Below are 15922 nucleotides of genomic sequence, written 5' to 3'. Positions count from 1 at the left end.
TTTACTGCCTGTTTTACTGCCTGTTTTACTGCTTGTTTTACTGCTTGTTTTACTGCTTGTTTTACTGCTTGTTTTACTGCTTGTTTTACTGCTTGTTTTACTGCTTGTTTTACTGCTTGTTTTACAGGGGCTCCAGCTGCTCAACCAGCAACTGCAGGTTACTGTTGCCGCGAAACTCGTTCACATCCAGCTTATACAGCAGGCGCACATGATTGATGCTGGCATCGGGCCAGGTCTTGAGATCCACATTGAAGGCGATTGCATCGGCCATGATCCGGCCGCACTCAGTCTCCAGCACCAGTTTAAGGTGTTTCTCTGCCACCAGTCTCTGCTGCAGAATTCTGAAATGGCCATCAAATAGCGGCTCGGGGAAGGCCTGGCCCCAGGGACCGGCATCTCTGAGCAGTTGCGCCGTATCCAGGGTAAAGCATTCAAGCGGCAATTCACCGTCGGAGAACAGCTCGCCATTGAGATCTTCCAGGGTCAGCAGCTCACGGACACAGGTGTCAAAGGCCGCGGCAAACTGCTCAAAGGCATCCTTACGCAAAGAGAGCCCGGCGGCCATGGCATGACCACCGAACTTGAGGATCATTCCGGGATGACGGGCATTGATAAGCTCCAGCAGATCGCGCATATGCAGCCCCTTGATGGAGCGGGCTGAGCCCTTGATTTCAGTGTCGCTGGCTTCGGCAAAGGCGATTACCGGGCGGTGAAACCTGTCTTTAATCCGGGAAGCCAGAATACCTATCACCCCCTGATGCCAGTCCGGCTGATACAGGGCTATGCCCCAGGGCTGTTCACTCTCTTTGAGCTGCAGCGCCTCCAGGCTCTTCATCGCTTCTTGCTGCATGCCGGTTTCCAGCTCGCGGCGCTCGGCATTGAGGCCATCGAGCTCGGCCGCCATCCTTCTTGCCTTGAGCATGTCATCACACAAGAGGGTTTCGACCCCGAGTGCCATCTCATCCAGCCTTCCGGCGGCGTTGAGTCTGGGGCCAACCGCAAAGCCGAAATCGGCGGCCACCAAACGCGCCGGATTGCGGCGGGCCACCTCCAGCAAGGCGGTGATCCCCGGACGACAGGCGCCGTTTCGCACCCGTTTGATACCGGCATCCACCAAAATACGGTTGTTGGCATCGAGCGACACTACATCGGCCACTGTGCCCAGGGCCACCAAGTCCAGCAATACGCTCAAGTTGGGCTCGGCCAAGGCATGATTAACAAACCAGTGACGTTTTCTCAGCTCGGCCCGCAGTGCCAACATCAGATAGAAAGCCACCCCGACCCCGGCAATCGACTTGGAAGCGAAGCTGCAACCGGGTTGGTTGGGGTTAATAATGGCATCTGCCTCGGGCAATTCATTGCCCGGCAAATGGTGATCTGTGATGACAACCGTCATCCCCAGCGCCTTGGCGGCCCTGACGCCTTCGATGGAGGAGATACCGTTATCGACAGTGATCAGTAGCTCGGCGCCCTTGCCGTGCGCCACCGCCACTATTTCAGGGCTGAGACCATAGCCATAATCGAAACGATTGGGGATCAGATAATCACAGTTTTCCATTCCCATCATTCTGAGCGCCAACAGACACACACTGGTGGAGGTGGCGCCATCGGCATCGAAATCACCCATGATCAGAATACGGCGATTGGCCGCGATGGCATCGGCCACCAGCTCGGCCCCTTGCTGCAAGCCCAGCATGGTATCCGGCCTGAGCAGACGTTTGAGCACCAACTCGCACTCGGGAGCCTGAACGCCGCGACAGGCGTAAATCTGTTTTAACAGCGGATGCAGATTAGCGGGTAAATGGCTGTCGTCCACCCTGGGACGACGGACGATTTTGTGGATCACTGTGGGCTATTCTTGAAAATGGCTTTGCCGGGCAAGATAACAAAAAGGCGAGTGGGTTGCTCGCCTTTTTGAATGGGATTTTTCGATTACTGCTGAGCACGCTCAAGATTATACAACAACTCTTTCGGTGGCTGATAACCCGGGATCAGGCTGCCATCTTCGAGGATAACCGCCGGAGTACCATTGATGCCGAAACTCATCCCCAGTTGATACTGCCCAGGAATATTGGCATCGCACTTAGCCATTTTGATACTCTTGCCAGCCTTGGCATCATCCATGGCCTTGTGAGGATCCTTGGCACACCAAACCGCTTCCATCTCCTGGGCGTTGGGTGAAGGTACGCCCTGGCGGGGATAAGCCAGATAGCGCACTGTTATCCCCAAATCATTGTATTCCTGCATCTGGTTATGCAGCTTACGGCAATAACCACAGGTGATATCGGTAAAGACAGTCACCACATGTTTTTCGTTCTTGGCCTTGTAAACCAGCATCTTATCTTCAAATGGCTTAAGCATCTCGAGCCTTGGGCCAGCAAGCGCCGCCTCGGTGAGGTTTTTCATCCCTTGATTCATATCATAAACATTGCCATGCAGCAGCTTGGAACCATCTTTGCTGATATAGAGTACGCCACGGTTGGTGATTGCCTGATACAAACCTGGAATGGGTGAATCTGCCATAGAGATCACTTCAATACCCAAGGTGTCACTGAGCTTTTGCTTCAGTTGATCATCCGGCTCGGAAGCCGCTGAGGCGACACCGACAAAAGGTGTAACCGCCAGCGCCAGACACAGGGAAAATGCACGGGTTAACTTCATTGGAAATCCTATCTTATTTGGGCCTGATTGGGTTTTATCGTCTTTCATCAGACCGGGCCAGAGGCTGAAAAGTTACAGGCTGTTGTCAGTTAAAGCAACTAATACCATCTTATACAAGAGCTTGCTCCCATCAAAGCCTTCCCAGGCATTAGCGTTAAAGCCAAGTGAGTGAATAGCTTGCTGATAGGGGGGAACCTGTTCAACCTCTTGGATGATGCTGTTGATGCAGCGACTGCAACCTGGCATTGGCCACATGGGTATAGATTTGGGTGGTGGACAAGGAGCTGTGCCCCAGCAGCAACTGCACTACCCGCAAGTCGGCGCCATGGTTGAGCAAATGGGTGGCAAAGGCGTGTCTCAGGGTATGGGGCGACAGCTCTGTGCTGATACCGGCTCGCAATGCATAGAGCTTGATCCTGTGCCAGAAAGTCTGGCGGGTCATCATCTGGGCGCGTTTGGAGGGAAACACCACATCACTCTGTTTACCGCCGAGCAGCTCGGCGCGCGCCAGCTTGAGGAAAGACTCGATTTCGCTGACGGCCACCTCGCCCATGGGCACCAAGCGCTCCTTGCCTCCTTTACCCGTGATCCGTACCAGCCCCTGACGCAGACTCATCTGCTCCAGCGTCAATCCCACCAATTCACTGACCCTGAGCCCGGTGGCGTATAACAGCTCCAGCATCGCCTTATCTCTGGCTTCGACCGGATCTTCCCGTATGGGCTCTGCCAGCAGGGCATCCACCTCGGCCTCGCTGAGACTGCCGGGCAGTTTGCGCTTGAGCTTGGTGGAGGCGATACGCGCCATGGGATCTTCCGTTATCAGTTGCCGACGCAGCAAAAAGCCGTAAAAGCGTCGCAAGCTACTCTTTAACCTGGCGCTGCTACTCTCGGCTCCCCCTTTATCGAATCGAAAACCGAGATAATCCTGCACCACTTCACGCCCGGCAGCGCTGAGCGTCAGCCCTCTTCCCTGCAGGTACTGATCAAAATGGCGCAGGTCATTGCTATAGGCCGCCAGGGTGTTGTCGCTCAGGCCCTTACTGGACCAGATGTCATCGAGAAAACCTTCAATCAAGGGATCCTGGACATAAGCGGATGAAGAAGTCGCGGCCACAAACAATACTCCAATAAAAAACGGCGTCATCAAGGATAACGCCGTCTCGAAATGGACTCCAGTCACTCAGGAAAGGACTTAAGTCATTTGCTGCAAACTATGTTACATCAGGCCGATAAGCCAATGCAGAGCATAGATGCAAACTGTGAGAAAATACCTTCCTCAGGCCGTTTGCGCCGCTTTGGGGCTAACAAACAGACAGATAATCATCACTGTCAGGGTTGGCGGTAGCCAAGCCATGCCCTCTTCGTAAAGCGGCAAAGTAGACATCACAGGAGCCAGGCTTTCCACCCCGGACACAAAGGCCAACAGCAAACCATTGGGTTCGGCAACTTCAGTCAGCGGCTTGAGTGAAGCCACAGTCACCTTTAGGGCATCAAAAATACCGAAGAACAGGGCCACCGACAGTGCCAGTCTGTGGGCAAACTTCGGATTGCGGAAATACGGTGTCAGGAAGGTCACCAACACCAAAGCTATCGCCACAGGGTAGATGGTCATCAGCACAGGAATACTGATAGCCAGCAGTTGAGTCAGGCCTACGTTGGCCACCACGGCACAGATGACGCTGAACAGCACCACCAGAAAACGATAAGTGGCGCCCGGGATCAACTCTTGGAAAAAGTCGGAGCAGGCACTCACCAACCCCACAGCCGTGGTCAAACAGGCCAAAGTAACCACAGTGGACAGCAGGATAATACCCATATCACCGAACTCATGAGTTACATAGTTGGTGAGGATCTGGCCACCACTTTCGGCGCCCTTGGCCATATCGCCGGCGGTTGCCCCGAGAAAGAACAGCGACACATACACAAATGCCAGACCGGCAGCGGCTACCAAGGCGGCGCGTACCAGATAGCGAGTCTGCAAGCCTGGCTCAGACACCCCTTTGTTACGCAAAATATCGATAATCAGCATACCGAACATCAAAGACGCCAGAGTGTCCATGGTGTTGTAGCCTTCGATAATGCCTTTGGTCAGCGGGTGCTTGATATAGTCGCCGCTGGCTGCCGGTACTTCACTGCCGGGCAGCAAGATCACCGAGACAGCCAAACCCACCAACAGCAGAATCAGCACAGGTGTCAACACCTTACCTATACTATCCATCAGTTTGCCGGGAAACAGTGCCAGCAGCATGGTCACCACAAAAAATCCCAGAGTATAGAATAGCTGTGGCTTATTCAGTTCCAGCCCCAAAATATTGACTACCGATGCAGGGTCTTGAATAAAAGGCAGCGCACCAATCTCATAGGCCACCAGGCCAGTACGAGGCGCCGCGAAGGCTGGGCCAATAATGATATAAATTGCCACCGCCAGAGCAGTCGCGGCAAAAGCTGGTAACAGCTTCATCACCTTGCCCTGCGCCTTGGCCACAGCAATCAAACCGGCCAGCGGTAACCCCACTGCGGTAATCAAAAAGCCAATCATGGCCAGTGGCATATTATCGCCTGCCAGTTGTCCGGCAAAAGGAGGAAAAATCAGGTTGCCCGCCCCGAGGAAAAACGCAAAGGTCATGAATCCCAGGCCCAGGGTGTCACCAAGTGTCAATTGAGTCTTGTGCACTGTATGCCCCATCTTGTTATGTTTTTTTAATAAACTTAAGTGATTGCGACATTTTTAGCTATAGCTGAAATAACAGCCGCCGCGCTCGCCCTATTCGAGTGTAAAGCCTTTATTACAGGCATCCGTGGTAAATTCGGCCCATTCTTGGCGAGTTTATGAACAATTGGCAGGGGTTTTCGCTGCTTTGCTTATCCTAAAACTGTTTTACCTTGATCTAATTCGCAGAATGCCGCGAATTAAGGGGAAACACTAATACCAGACCTAACCAAAGTACGCAATAACACGCCCCGATAGCCGACCAAAAACACAACAGATGCAAATCTCAGGATGAAAAAAAGTTGTTCAAGGTCACACCCTGCCCCAAACGAGGCAACAGACATAGCATTTTGCAAACATTTACTGGCGGCCCAACCTCCCTGCTGGTACGACCTTTCACACGCGCCCGACATCACTAACCTAAAGTGAGCAGCATCCCCTGCCAAAGTATGAACTCCAGCGAAACAAAGCTATGGCAAAGCCTTGGCGAATCACGACTCTTTCGGGATAAAATCAGCGCCAAGCATTTTGCTTGAGAGGTTGGGCAGTTAATGGCATTCAGTTTCAAGGCATTTCATATCGAAGATCACGGCTGCGGTATGCCGGTCAGTACTGATGGGGTGCTCTTGGGCGCCTGGGCGCCCTTAACCGGGGCCAAACGAGTACTGGATATAGGGGCTGGCAGCGGCTTGCTGAGTCTAATGGCGGCGCAGCGCAGTGAGGCCGAAATACTGGCGGTTGAGCTCGACTGCAGCGCAGCCCATGCCAGCAATACCAACTTCAAAGCTTCACCCTGGTCGAGCAGACTCGCTCTGTATCAAGGCTCAATTCAGGCCTATTGCCATGAGCATACCTTGGCTGACTCAACGCTGTTCGACCATATTCTCTGTAACCCGCCCTATTTCGAAACCGGCCCGCGCTCGGATGACCCCAAACGAGCCACAGCGAGACATACGGAGCATCTGAGCTTTGACGAGCTGTGTCTGGCGATAAAGCAGTTGTTAAAACCACAGGGACAGGCGAGTCTTATTCTGCCAATCCAGAGCTTGGACAGATTTAAACGCGCCGCAATTGAGCAAGGTTTGCGACTGGCCGCACGGGTCAGTGTCAGCAGCACGCCTCAAAAGCCCTGTAACCGACAGCTGTTACTGCTTGAGCATGTCAAGAAAGGGGAAGCAGTTGCCGCGCAGGAAGCCCACTCAGCTCTCTATATCAGAGAAGCCGATGGCCGTTATTCAGAGGCCATGGTACAACTGACTCGGGATTTTTACCTGAAACTCTAAACCATTGCTTGCAGCAAAGGGACTTATTCGCAAGTTCCCAGACCACAAGCTGTGCACGGCAACCCAGACAAGGTATACTCCCGCGCATTATTGTTTGAGATGCTTCCCATGCTATTTGAAGATTTTGATCTGGACCATAGGCTTTTGGATTCGCTAAAAGCCATGGGCCACAAGACACCGACCAGTATTCAACAATTGGCTCTGCCTTTGGCGCTGGAGCAGCGGGATATTCTTGCCCACGCCCCAACCGGCACAGGTAAGACCGCCAGTTTCCTGCTGCCGGCACTGCAACACCTGATTGACTTCCCTCGCCGTCGTCCTGGCCAGGCCAGAGTACTGGTGCTGACTCCGACCCGCGAGCTGGCCAGTCAGGTACACAGATACGCCTGCCATCTGGCAACCGGACTTGGGCTGGAGATTGGCATCATCACAGGCGGCGTTCCATACGCCCCGCAGGAAGAAGCCCTGGCCGGTAATCTGGATATTCTGGTAGCGACTCCGGGCCGTCTGCTCGAATACTTGGAGAAGCGTAAGTTTGAAGCCACCGAAGTGGAACTGCTTATCATAGATGAAGCCGACCGCATGCTGGATATGGGCTTCTCTCAGGTGGTGCAGACCCTAGCCATAGAAGCGCAGGGGCGTAAGCAGAATATGCTGTTCTCCGCCACACTGGAAGGCAGCGGCGTGCGCCGTTTTGCCGGCGAGCTGCTCAATGATCCTGTATTGGTGGAAGCCGAACCGCCACGCAGCGAAAAGGCCAAAATCCATCAATGGATCCACCTGGCCGACAACAAAGAGCACAAGTTTGCTCTCTTGTGCCACCTGCTCAATCAGGAAGAAACCAAGCGCGCCATCGTCTTTTGCAAGACCCGCGAAGTGGTCAGCAGCCTGGAAGGTTTGTTGCTGCAAGCCGGGATCCCCGCCGCCTTTATGCGCGGCGATATGGAGCAGAAAAAGCGTTTCCAGGCGCTGGGGCGTTTCACCAAGGGGGAAGTCAAGGTACTGCTGGCTACTGACGTCGCTGCCCGCGGCATAGATATCGAAGGCATTACCCATGTGATCAACTATGATATGCCCCGCTCTGCCGACGCCTATGTGCACAGGATTGGCCGTACCGGCCGCGCCGGCGCCAAGGGTACAGCCATCTCTCTGGTGGAAGCCCATGATATGCGGATCCTCAACAAGATTGAGCGCTATATTGAGCAGAAGCTGAAACGGCGGATCATCGAAGAGCTGCGTCCCAAGCACAAAGAAGCCAAGGTGCCGACCAAGAAAAAGGTCAAAACCAAGGATACCAGCACCAAGAACGGCAAGAAAAAGAAGAAGAAATAAGCTAGGGGCGAACAAGCCCCATGGGTTCTCTGCTTAGACTTACAGACCTGAGTACAAGGCATGGTTCGCGGCAAATGGACTAAGTCTTTTGCAAGAACACCATAAGCTTCGGCTTAAGCTATCGCCAAAAAGGACCCTAGGGTCCTTTTTTGTTACCTGCCTCACAGCCTTCTCGCCACTAACAGCTTTTGACACATTTTATTTACAAAAACACATTTATTGGCCGTTGCTTGTCTGGTAATTTAGGCTCAGATCAAGCCGCAAGCATGGATATGCAGAAGATTATGAAGACATTTTTCCGAAGAATAGCACCACTGCTCATCATAGCGGTCGCCATAATTGGCGCCGAACTCCTGATGATGACCAAGCAGGAGCCGGAACAAAAAGCGGAAGAGATCCCGCTGCCTGTGGTCGATGTGACTCAGGTCGAACAGCAGACAATGTCACTCAACCTGCCCTCCTACGGCACTGTGACCCCCAAGAATAAGACCCAGCTGGTCAGCGAAGTTCAGGGCCGTATCCTCAGCATAGCCCCAGCCTTTGTGGCCGGTGGTGTGGTGCACCAGGGCGATGAACTGGCAACGATAGAACCCTCTGATTATGAGGCTGACCTGATGCAAGCCCAGGCGACTCTGGCCCAGGCCAAGGCAGCACTGGATGAAGAAATTGCCCGCGGCGAAGTCGCCAAGATAGAATTCAGCGGTTATGACAACGGCATGCCACCCGAGCTTGGCTTGCGGGTTCCTCAGTTGAAGAAAGAGCAAGCCAACGTCAAGTATGCCGAAGCGGCACTTGCCAGAGCCAAACGCAACTTGGAACGCACCGTTATCCGAGCCCCTTTCGATGCCATAGTGCGTGCCCGCAGTGTCGATTTGGGGCAGTACGTTTCCATAGGCAGTAACCTGGGAGAACTTTACGACACGGCTGTGGCCGAAGTACGCCTGCCACTGACCAACAAAGATCTGGCCTATCTGGAATCAGTAGATAACCCTGATACTCAGGTGACCCTGAGCGCCGCCTTAGCGGGAAAAACCGTGACCTGGACCGGTAAGGTAGTACGCAGTGAAGGGGTGATAGATCCGGACAATCGCATGGTCTATCTTGTGGCCGAAGTGCAGGACCCTTATCTGCGAAAGCAGAAACAGAGCGGCCAGTTGCCACTGAAATTCGGCAGTTTTGTCAACGCCGTGATCAAGGGCCGCACAGTGGATGGTCTGGTGAAACTGCCAAGGTATATGGTGCGTAATCAACATGTAGCCGTAATAGACAAGGACAACAAGATAGAGATGCGTCAGGTCAACGTGGTGCGTACCGATCTTGAGTATGTCTACATCAAGGACAGCCTCAAAGACGGCGAACGGGTTTCCAAGACCAACCTTAACAATATGACCAATGGTCAATTGGTTCGTGTCGCCAATGACAAGGACAAAGACGCTTCCCACAGTGAAGATAGTGACACTCAGGAGCAGCACCTGGCTGCGGCGGGTGAACTCTGATGGAGCAAGAAAAAGGGATCATTGCCTGGTTTACCCGCAACAATGTCGCCGCCAACCTCTTGATGTGGGTTTTGCTGATTGGCGGGATATTCAGTGCCTTTCTGATCAATAAAGAGGTGTTTCCCAGCTTCGAACTCAACTATTTGCGGATCTCGGTCGCCTACCCCGGCGCGGCGCCGCAGGAGATTGAAGAAGGGATCACCATCAAGATTGAAGAGGCGATTCAGGACATCAGCGGCATCAAGAAAGTCACCTCGGTTGCCAGTGAAGGCGTAGGCTCGGTCACCATAGAGGTGGAAGACGGCTATGATGCCAAAGAAGTACTGGATGAGGCCAAACTCAGAGTCGATGCCATCGCCACCTTCCCGGCCAATATCGAAAAACCGGATATTTTCAGGATCAAGCCAGAAAACAACGTCATTTGGGTGTCTGTCTATGGCGACATGACACTGCACGATATGAAAGAGCTGGCCAAGGAGATCCGTGATGAGATCACCAACCTGCCAGCGGTGACCCGCGCCGAAGTGACCGGGGTACGCGACTATGAAATCGGTATCGAAGTCTCGGAAGATAAGCTCAGAGAGTACGGCCTCACCTTCACTCAGGTGGCGCAGGCAGTGCAGAACACTTCGATAGATCTGCCCGGTGGCTCAATTCGGGCTCAGGACGGTGACATACTTTTGCGTACCAAGGGCCAGGCCTACACGGGAGATGACTTTGCCAACATAGTGGTCAGTACCCGCGCCGATGGTAGCCGGGTAATGCTGCCCATGGTGGCCGAGATCAAGGATGACTTTGAGGAGCGGCTCGAGTACACCCGCTTCGACGGCATGCCAGCGGCCATCATAGAGATCACCAGCATAGACGATCAAAACGCCTTGACGATTGCCGATCAGGTCAAAGGTTTTATTGCCGAGCGTCAGGCCACTCTGCCCAGTGGTGCCAAACTGGACTACTGGGGTGACCTAACCCACTATCTCAAGGGCCGCCTCAACATGATGCTGTCCAACATGTTTATGGGTGCCTTGTTGGTGTTCATTATCCTGGCACTGTTCCTGGATCTGAAACTGGCCTTCTGGGTTATGCTGGGGCTGCCTGTGTGCTTCCTCGGCGCCATGGCGCTGATGCCGATGGAACCTTTTGGCTTGTCTATCAACATGTTGACCCTGTTCGCCTTTATTTTGGTGCTGGGGATAGTGGTGGATGATGCGATAGTCATAGGCGAGAGTGCCCATACCGAGGTCGAGCGTCACGGCCACTCGATCACCAATGTGATCCGCGGCGCCAAGAAGGTCGCCATGCCCGCCACTTTCGGAGTGTTGACCACTATCGCCGCTTTTATCCCCATGTTGATGGTGCCCGGTCCCATGGGGATCATCTGGAAATCCATCGGCATGATAGTGATCCTCTGCCTGGCCTTTTCACTGGTAGAGTCCAAGTTCATTCTGCCGGCGCACCTGGCGCACATGAAGCCCAGCAAACCCAATCCCAACCCTGGACCATTTGGCCGCTTCAAGCGCGCCTTCAACGAAAAAGTGCAGCATTTTATCCACCACAGTTACCGCAACTTTATGGAGCGGATGATCCCCCACAGATATACCCTGGTGGCGGGCTTTATCGGTGTGCTTATTCTGTCGGTCGCCATGGTCACCAGTGGCAAGGTGCGCTGGGTGTTCTTCCCGGATATTCCATCCGACTTTATCCAGGTCAATCTGGAAATGGATGAAGGCAGTTCAGAGCTCAACACCCTGGATGTGGTGCAGAAAATTGAAAATGCCCTCTATACCATGAACCAGCAGATGGAATCCGAAATCGGCTACCCTGTGGTGAAGCACAGCTTTATCAATATGAGCAGCCGCACCTCGGCATTTATCTTTGCCGAGCTGACCAAGGGTGAAGACAGGGAAGTGGACGGCGTGACCATAGCCGAGGCCTGGCGCAAACAGCTGCCGGACTTGGTGGCGGTGAAGAAACTCAATATCAATGCCAGCACCAATGATGCCGGCGGCGATATCTCTTTTCGCTTTACCTCCACCGATCTGGAACAATTGTCAGCAGCCGCCAAAGAACTGAAGCAGAAGCTTGCCAGTTATGAAGGCGTTTATGATATTGCCGATAATTTCTCCTCCGGCAGCCATGAAATTCGCCTCAAAATTCGTCCCGAGGCCGAGGCGCTTGGGCTGACGTTATCGGATCTGGCACGCCAGGTGCGTTATGGCTTCTATGGTTATGAGGCGCAACGAATTTTACGCAACAAGGAAGAGGTCAAGGTGATGGTGCGTTATCCGCTGGAACAGCGCCGCACCATAGGCCATCTGGAGAACATGATGATCCGCACGCCAAATGGCATGGCGGTGCCCTTCTCTACCGTGGCCGAACTCGAACTGGGGGAATCTTACTCTTCCATAACCCGGGTGGATGGTCGCAGGGCGATTACCGTAACCGCCAACGCCAACAAGGATAAAGTGGAGCCCTCCAAGGTGGTGCAGGAGATCCAGGAGAAGTTTATGCCTGAGCTCGAGCGTAAATATTCCCATATTTCCGCCAGCCTCGACGGTGCCAGCCAGGATGAACAGGCGGCTATGGTCGGCTTGCTGCAAGGCTTCTTCTTCGCGATATTTACCATCTATGCCTTGATGGCCATTCCGCTCAAGTCCTACAGCCAGCCGCTGATCATCATGTCGGTGATCCCCTTCGGTATGATAGGCGCACTTTTTGGCCACTTTATTCTGGGGCTGTCCATGAGCATTCTCAGTCTCTGCGGCATAGTTGCTCTGGCAGGGGTGGTAGTGAATGATTCATTGATTTTGGTAGACTTCGTCAACCGCGCCCGTGAGCAGGGTCAGTCAGTGGTCAAGGCGGCCATAGATTCGGGGTGTTATCGTTTCCGGGCGATTATCCTCACCTCGCTGACCACTTTCGTCGGCCTGGTGCCCATCATAATGGAGCGCAGCCTGCAGGCACAGATAGTGATCCCCATGGCCACCTCTCTGGCGTTCGGTATTCTGTTCTCCACCTTGGTGACCCTAATCCTGGTACCCATGCTCTATATCATTCTCGATGATCTGACCCACAAGAGCCGGGCCCTGTACCACTGGTGGTGGCGTCCTAAAGAGGCTGAGGCCCAGTTAAATGAATCGCAACACTGAGTAAGTTATTTAAGGGAGCCCAAAGGCTCCCTTCCCTTATCAGGCAACAAATTCATATCAAGCCGACCAATACAGGCCCCAAGTAGGGGTTTTCTGATCCTGCTAGCATTTTCAACAAGGATTCTTGGTTAGACTCAAAGATATATCCTGCATGCCCTATTGAGTCGTTATGAGCAGCACAGCCCAAAGCCAACCCACACTCGTCTATGACATACGCAACAGCCGCTATCTGAATATTACCGGCCGCTGCACCTTGAGATGTCGCTTCTGCCCCAAGCACAACGGCAGCAAGAGTATTCATGAGTATCAGCTGGATCTCAAGGTCCGCCCCCGCGGCAGCGATATCATTCCGCTACTCGGCGAGGTAACCCGTTTCGATGAATATGTGTTCTGCGGCTACGGTGAACCGACACTCAATCTCGACACCTTGCTGGAAGTGGCCCGCGAAATAAAACACCGCGGTGGTAAGGTTAGAGTCAATACCGATGGCCTCGGTAACCTGTTTCACAGGCGCAACATATTGCCTGAGCTGGCCGAGTGCGTCGATGCCCTGTCGATCTCACTCAATGCCGACACAGAGACAGGCTATATTAAACACTGTCGCCCACGGCTGGCGGGGTCCTGGGATGCGGTCAACGCCTTTATCCGCGAAGCGCCCCGTTACATCAAGCAGGTGCAGGTATCGGCACTCGATGGCCTGGAAGGGGTGGATATCGACGCCTGTCGCAAACTAGTGGAAGACGCCGGTTGTCAATTCAAGCACAGGATCCTCGGGCAGCTGGGATAATTTAACCGCTGAATCCAGCCGATGATGCCATAACCCCGGTCAAAACCGTCACATAACTGATTTGCGCCTTGCTTGGCCCCATTGTTAACCGCTCGGTGAGCACTCAGTCACCGTCGATGCCCGCCGGGTTATTTCGTGTTAACATGAGCGCAATTTTTCACTCTGGAGCCAGCACAGTTCCATGTTCAAAAAGAATACCGGACTCAAAGACACGCCTTTGCTTATCTCGGCTCAGGGTATTCACTGGTCCCAGCAGCGCTTGCTGGCCGTTGCCAGTCAGCTGAGCATGCTGGTGATCACTGTGATACTTATTACCAATGTGTTAATCACCTTAGGCGAACGACGTCTGCAGGAGGAATGGGCGGTACAAAGATACAGCGAGCTGCAAACCGTCGGCGCCCTGCTGGCCGATAAAATCTCCTTCCAACAGTTTCGCACCCAGATGTTTGCCAAGTCCGAGTATCTACGCCAGTACCTGGATAATCCGGGACACAAGGAATATCAGCGTCTATTGACGAGCTGGGACAGCCTGAAGCGTAGCACCCCAGAGCTACTGGATCTGGCCCTGTTTGATGCCGATGGCAAGTTTCGTATCGCTACCAGTAATACCTTCGGCGGCATGTCTATGCCGCCGGCACTCTTGGGTAACAAGCATAACCTCGGAAGCCAGGATATTTATACCTCGGCATTGGAGTTTGCCCCGATTAGCGGGCGTCTCGAACCTTACATATATCAAGTCGCCCGACTGGAAACTCAAGATCAGACTGTGCGCGGTTATCTGGTCACCTACAACTCCATGTTGCAAATGCTGCAGGCGATAAAACCGGCTTTCTCCAGCAATGCCTCGCCGCTATTGCTGTTTGACAATCAAGGCCTGCTCTATGCCGGAGCATCGGATCTGGAGCCCTTGGCAAGGTTACCGGAAACCATGGGCAGCAGCATAAGACAGAGCTACCCGGCACTATGGAGCAAGATGGCCGCAAGCAACTTTGGCCAATTCCACGGTGAAGACGCCACCTTCGTCTACCTCAAATTGCAGTTGGCCTCGCCCAATGATGCCAAGCGTGAATATCTGCTGCTTTCCTATATCCGCAATCACGATATCGCTTCGCGCTTTTTCCAATGGCGCAATATGTTGTTGGCTTGTGCCGCCATACTGACCATTCTGGCGACCGCGGTTATTCTGCTGACCCATATGTTCCGCCTCGAACAGCGTGCCAGACAAAACAGCATCGAGTTGGCCCGTGGCCTGTTCCGCTCCAACCTGGGTTGTGTACTGGTCAACCCTAGTGGCCGTATCGTCAGCGCCAACGCCACTGCTGCCCGTATTCTGCAACTCGAACAAGATGAGCTGCCGGATCGCAGTTTGCAGCGGATCCTGCAGTTGGAGGATGAGCTCTACGCATCAATAAAACAGCAACTTGCAGATATCGGAGAGTGGCGTGGCGAGGTGCAACTAGAGTCTCTGGACAACGCCCAACTCAGACTGCATATCCGCCGTTACTATGCCAGCCGACAGACTTATCTACTGATTACCTTTGAGGATATCGGCGAACTCAAACAAGCCCAACAGGAAGCCTTCCTCAGCAAGCTGTTGACCGGCAGCAATGTTGCTACCGCCTTGACCACGCCGTCGGGGCAGTTGCTCAAAGTTAACGACGCCTTCGATAAGCTGATGCAGCTCAATGGCGATATCAGCCATAGTCTGGCGGCTCTACTGGAAAACGATCTTGGCAACCAATGGCAAAGAATAAGCCAATTGGTGAGTATGCAAGGCCAGTGGCAGGGGCAGATCCTTTGTACCCAGCGTCATGGCAGTTGCCTGCAGGCCACGCTCAAGGGCTATCTGGATCAAGACGGCGAGATTGAGTATCTGATATGCACCCTGGAACAGGCAACCCCGAGAAATAAAGTTGAAGCCAGTGGCGATCTGGTGCCGCACCGCAGTACCATCCTGGTGAATCTCAGAGATCTGGATCGCTACTTCAAGTCCATGTCCGAAGATGAAAAACTACAGGCCAGTCTGCTTCTGATGGACATAAGCCCCGAGGGCATGCTCAGCCATATGAGTGATATAGGCCAGTTGGAAAACCGCCAACACGAGGTGGAGATGCAACTACTCAGGGATCTGCCCAACAGCTATCAAATGTCCCACTGGCAGTTGGGAAAACTCATTATCATATTGCCGGAAACCGATGCCAACCAGGCGCACCACTATGCGGTCAAGGCTCTGGCCAGCCTAAGTGAAAATGGCTTGGCCGAAGGGATCAGCATAGGTATAGCCGCCTATCTACCGGGCCAGAGTCTGGAGCAATTCCTCGGCAATGCAGAAGTGGCACTGAAACGAGCCAAGCAGACAGGTGAGCAGAATATCTGCCAGGCCTATACCCGCCAGCTCTGATATAAGTTGCCTTTGATAATAAAGAGTTGCTGTGTACGGCGCTGCTTTTCGCAGCGACAGCTGGCCTTAATATACAGAGCGTCCAAGTAAAACAGCAGGCCTA

10 protein-coding genes are annotated in these 15922 nt (G+C 53.4%); 6 read left to right on the top strand and 4 right to left on the bottom strand.

Features of this window, described 5'->3' with window-relative positions:
* Positions 1-121: 121 nt before the first annotated feature.
* The 4 genes from recJ to brnQ form a co-directional block, all read right to left on the bottom strand.
* Complete coding sequence (gene recJ / locus ACMHXE_RS16115; RefSeq protein WP_286996208.1) at positions 122-1846, bottom strand: single-stranded-DNA-specific exonuclease RecJ; 1725 nt, start codon at positions 1844-1846, stop codon at positions 122-124.
* 86 nt (positions 1847-1932) lie between these two features.
* Positions 1933-2661: a bifunctional protein-disulfide isomerase/oxidoreductase DsbC gene (gene dsbC, locus ACMHXE_RS16110; RefSeq protein WP_101052612.1), complete on the bottom strand. Its 729-nt coding sequence runs from the start codon at positions 2659-2661 to the stop codon at positions 1933-1935.
* Between the two features lie 199 nt (positions 2662-2860).
* On the bottom strand, positions 2861-3805 hold the full coding sequence (gene xerD / locus ACMHXE_RS16105; RefSeq protein ID WP_413732782.1) for a site-specific tyrosine recombinase XerD: 945 nt from the start codon (positions 3803-3805) through the stop codon (positions 2861-2863).
* A 132-nt stretch (positions 3806-3937) separates the two neighbouring features.
* Positions 3938-5347, bottom strand: a complete 1410-nt coding sequence (brnQ, locus tag ACMHXE_RS16100) for a branched-chain amino acid transport system II carrier protein (protein ID WP_101052617.1) — start codon at positions 5345-5347, stop codon at positions 3938-3940.
* 575 nt (positions 5348-5922) lie between these two features.
* On the opposite strand from brnQ, the gene ACMHXE_RS16095 reads away from it, so the two are divergent.
* The 6 genes from ACMHXE_RS16095 (at position 5923) to ACMHXE_RS16070 (ending at position 15819) form a co-directional block, all read left to right on the top strand.
* On the top strand, positions 5923-6654 hold the full coding sequence (locus ACMHXE_RS16095) for a tRNA1(Val) (adenine(37)-N6)-methyltransferase (protein WP_101052698.1): 732 nt from the start codon (positions 5923-5925) through the stop codon (positions 6652-6654).
* A 108-nt stretch (positions 6655-6762) separates the two neighbouring features.
* Positions 6763-7986, top strand: a complete 1224-nt coding sequence (gene srmB, locus ACMHXE_RS16090; protein ID WP_101052619.1) for an ATP-dependent RNA helicase SrmB — start codon at positions 6763-6765, stop codon at positions 7984-7986.
* A 281-nt stretch (positions 7987-8267) separates the two neighbouring features.
* A complete protein-coding gene (locus ACMHXE_RS16085) occupies positions 8268-9482 on the top strand; it encodes an efflux RND transporter periplasmic adaptor subunit (RefSeq protein ID WP_101052700.1) in 1215 nt (404 codons plus the stop codon).
* Positions 9482-12631, top strand: coding sequence for an efflux RND transporter permease subunit (locus ACMHXE_RS16080; protein WP_101052621.1), 3150 nt, complete (start codon positions 9482-9484; stop codon positions 12629-12631). Before ACMHXE_RS16085 ends, ACMHXE_RS16080 begins: the two co-directional genes overlap by 1 nt.
* Before the next feature lie 169 nt (positions 12632-12800).
* Positions 12801-13418 (top strand): TatD family nuclease-associated radical SAM protein, encoded by a 618-nt coding sequence (locus ACMHXE_RS16075; protein WP_165564495.1) that lies wholly within the window; start codon positions 12801-12803, stop codon positions 13416-13418.
* A 181-nt stretch (positions 13419-13599) separates the two neighbouring features.
* A complete protein-coding gene (locus ACMHXE_RS16070) occupies positions 13600-15819 on the top strand; it encodes a PAS domain-containing protein (RefSeq protein ID WP_101052627.1) in 2220 nt (739 codons plus the stop codon).
* Positions 15820-15922: the final 103 nt, after the last annotated feature.

Source organism: Shewanella sp. BJSY2023SW007 (genome assembly GCF_047314525.1).
GTDB lineage: Bacteria > Pseudomonadota > Gammaproteobacteria > Enterobacterales > Shewanellaceae > Shewanella > Shewanella chilikensis.
Note: the sequence above shows the minus strand (reverse complement) of the source record. Positions and strands in the feature narration are given on the sequence as shown.

Excerpts from the sequence above, each read along its gene's own strand:
- dsbC (WP_101052612.1), bottom strand. The coding sequence starts at position 2,661 with ATGAAGTTAACCCGTGCATTTTCCCTGTGTCTGGCGCTGGCGGTTACA.
- xerD (WP_413732782.1), bottom strand. The coding sequence starts at position 3,805 with ATGACGCCGTTTTTTATTGGAGTATTGTTTGTGGCCGCGACTTCTTCA.
- brnQ (WP_101052617.1), bottom strand. The coding sequence starts at position 5,347 with ATGGGGCATACAGTGCACAAGACTCAATTGACACTTGGTGACACCCTG.
- ACMHXE_RS16095 (WP_101052698.1), top strand. The coding sequence starts at position 5,923 with ATGGCATTCAGTTTCAAGGCATTTCATATCGAAGATCACGGCTGCGGT.
- srmB (WP_101052619.1), top strand. The coding sequence starts at position 6,763 with ATGCTATTTGAAGATTTTGATCTGGACCATAGGCTTTTGGATTCGCTA.
- ACMHXE_RS16080 (WP_101052621.1), top strand. The coding sequence starts at position 9,482 with ATGGAGCAAGAAAAAGGGATCATTGCCTGGTTTACCCGCAACAATGTC.
- ACMHXE_RS16075 (WP_165564495.1), top strand. The coding sequence starts at position 12,801 with ATGAGCAGCACAGCCCAAAGCCAACCCACACTCGTCTATGACATACGC.
- ACMHXE_RS16070 (WP_101052627.1), top strand. The coding sequence starts at position 13,600 with ATGTTCAAAAAGAATACCGGACTCAAAGACACGCCTTTGCTTATCTCG.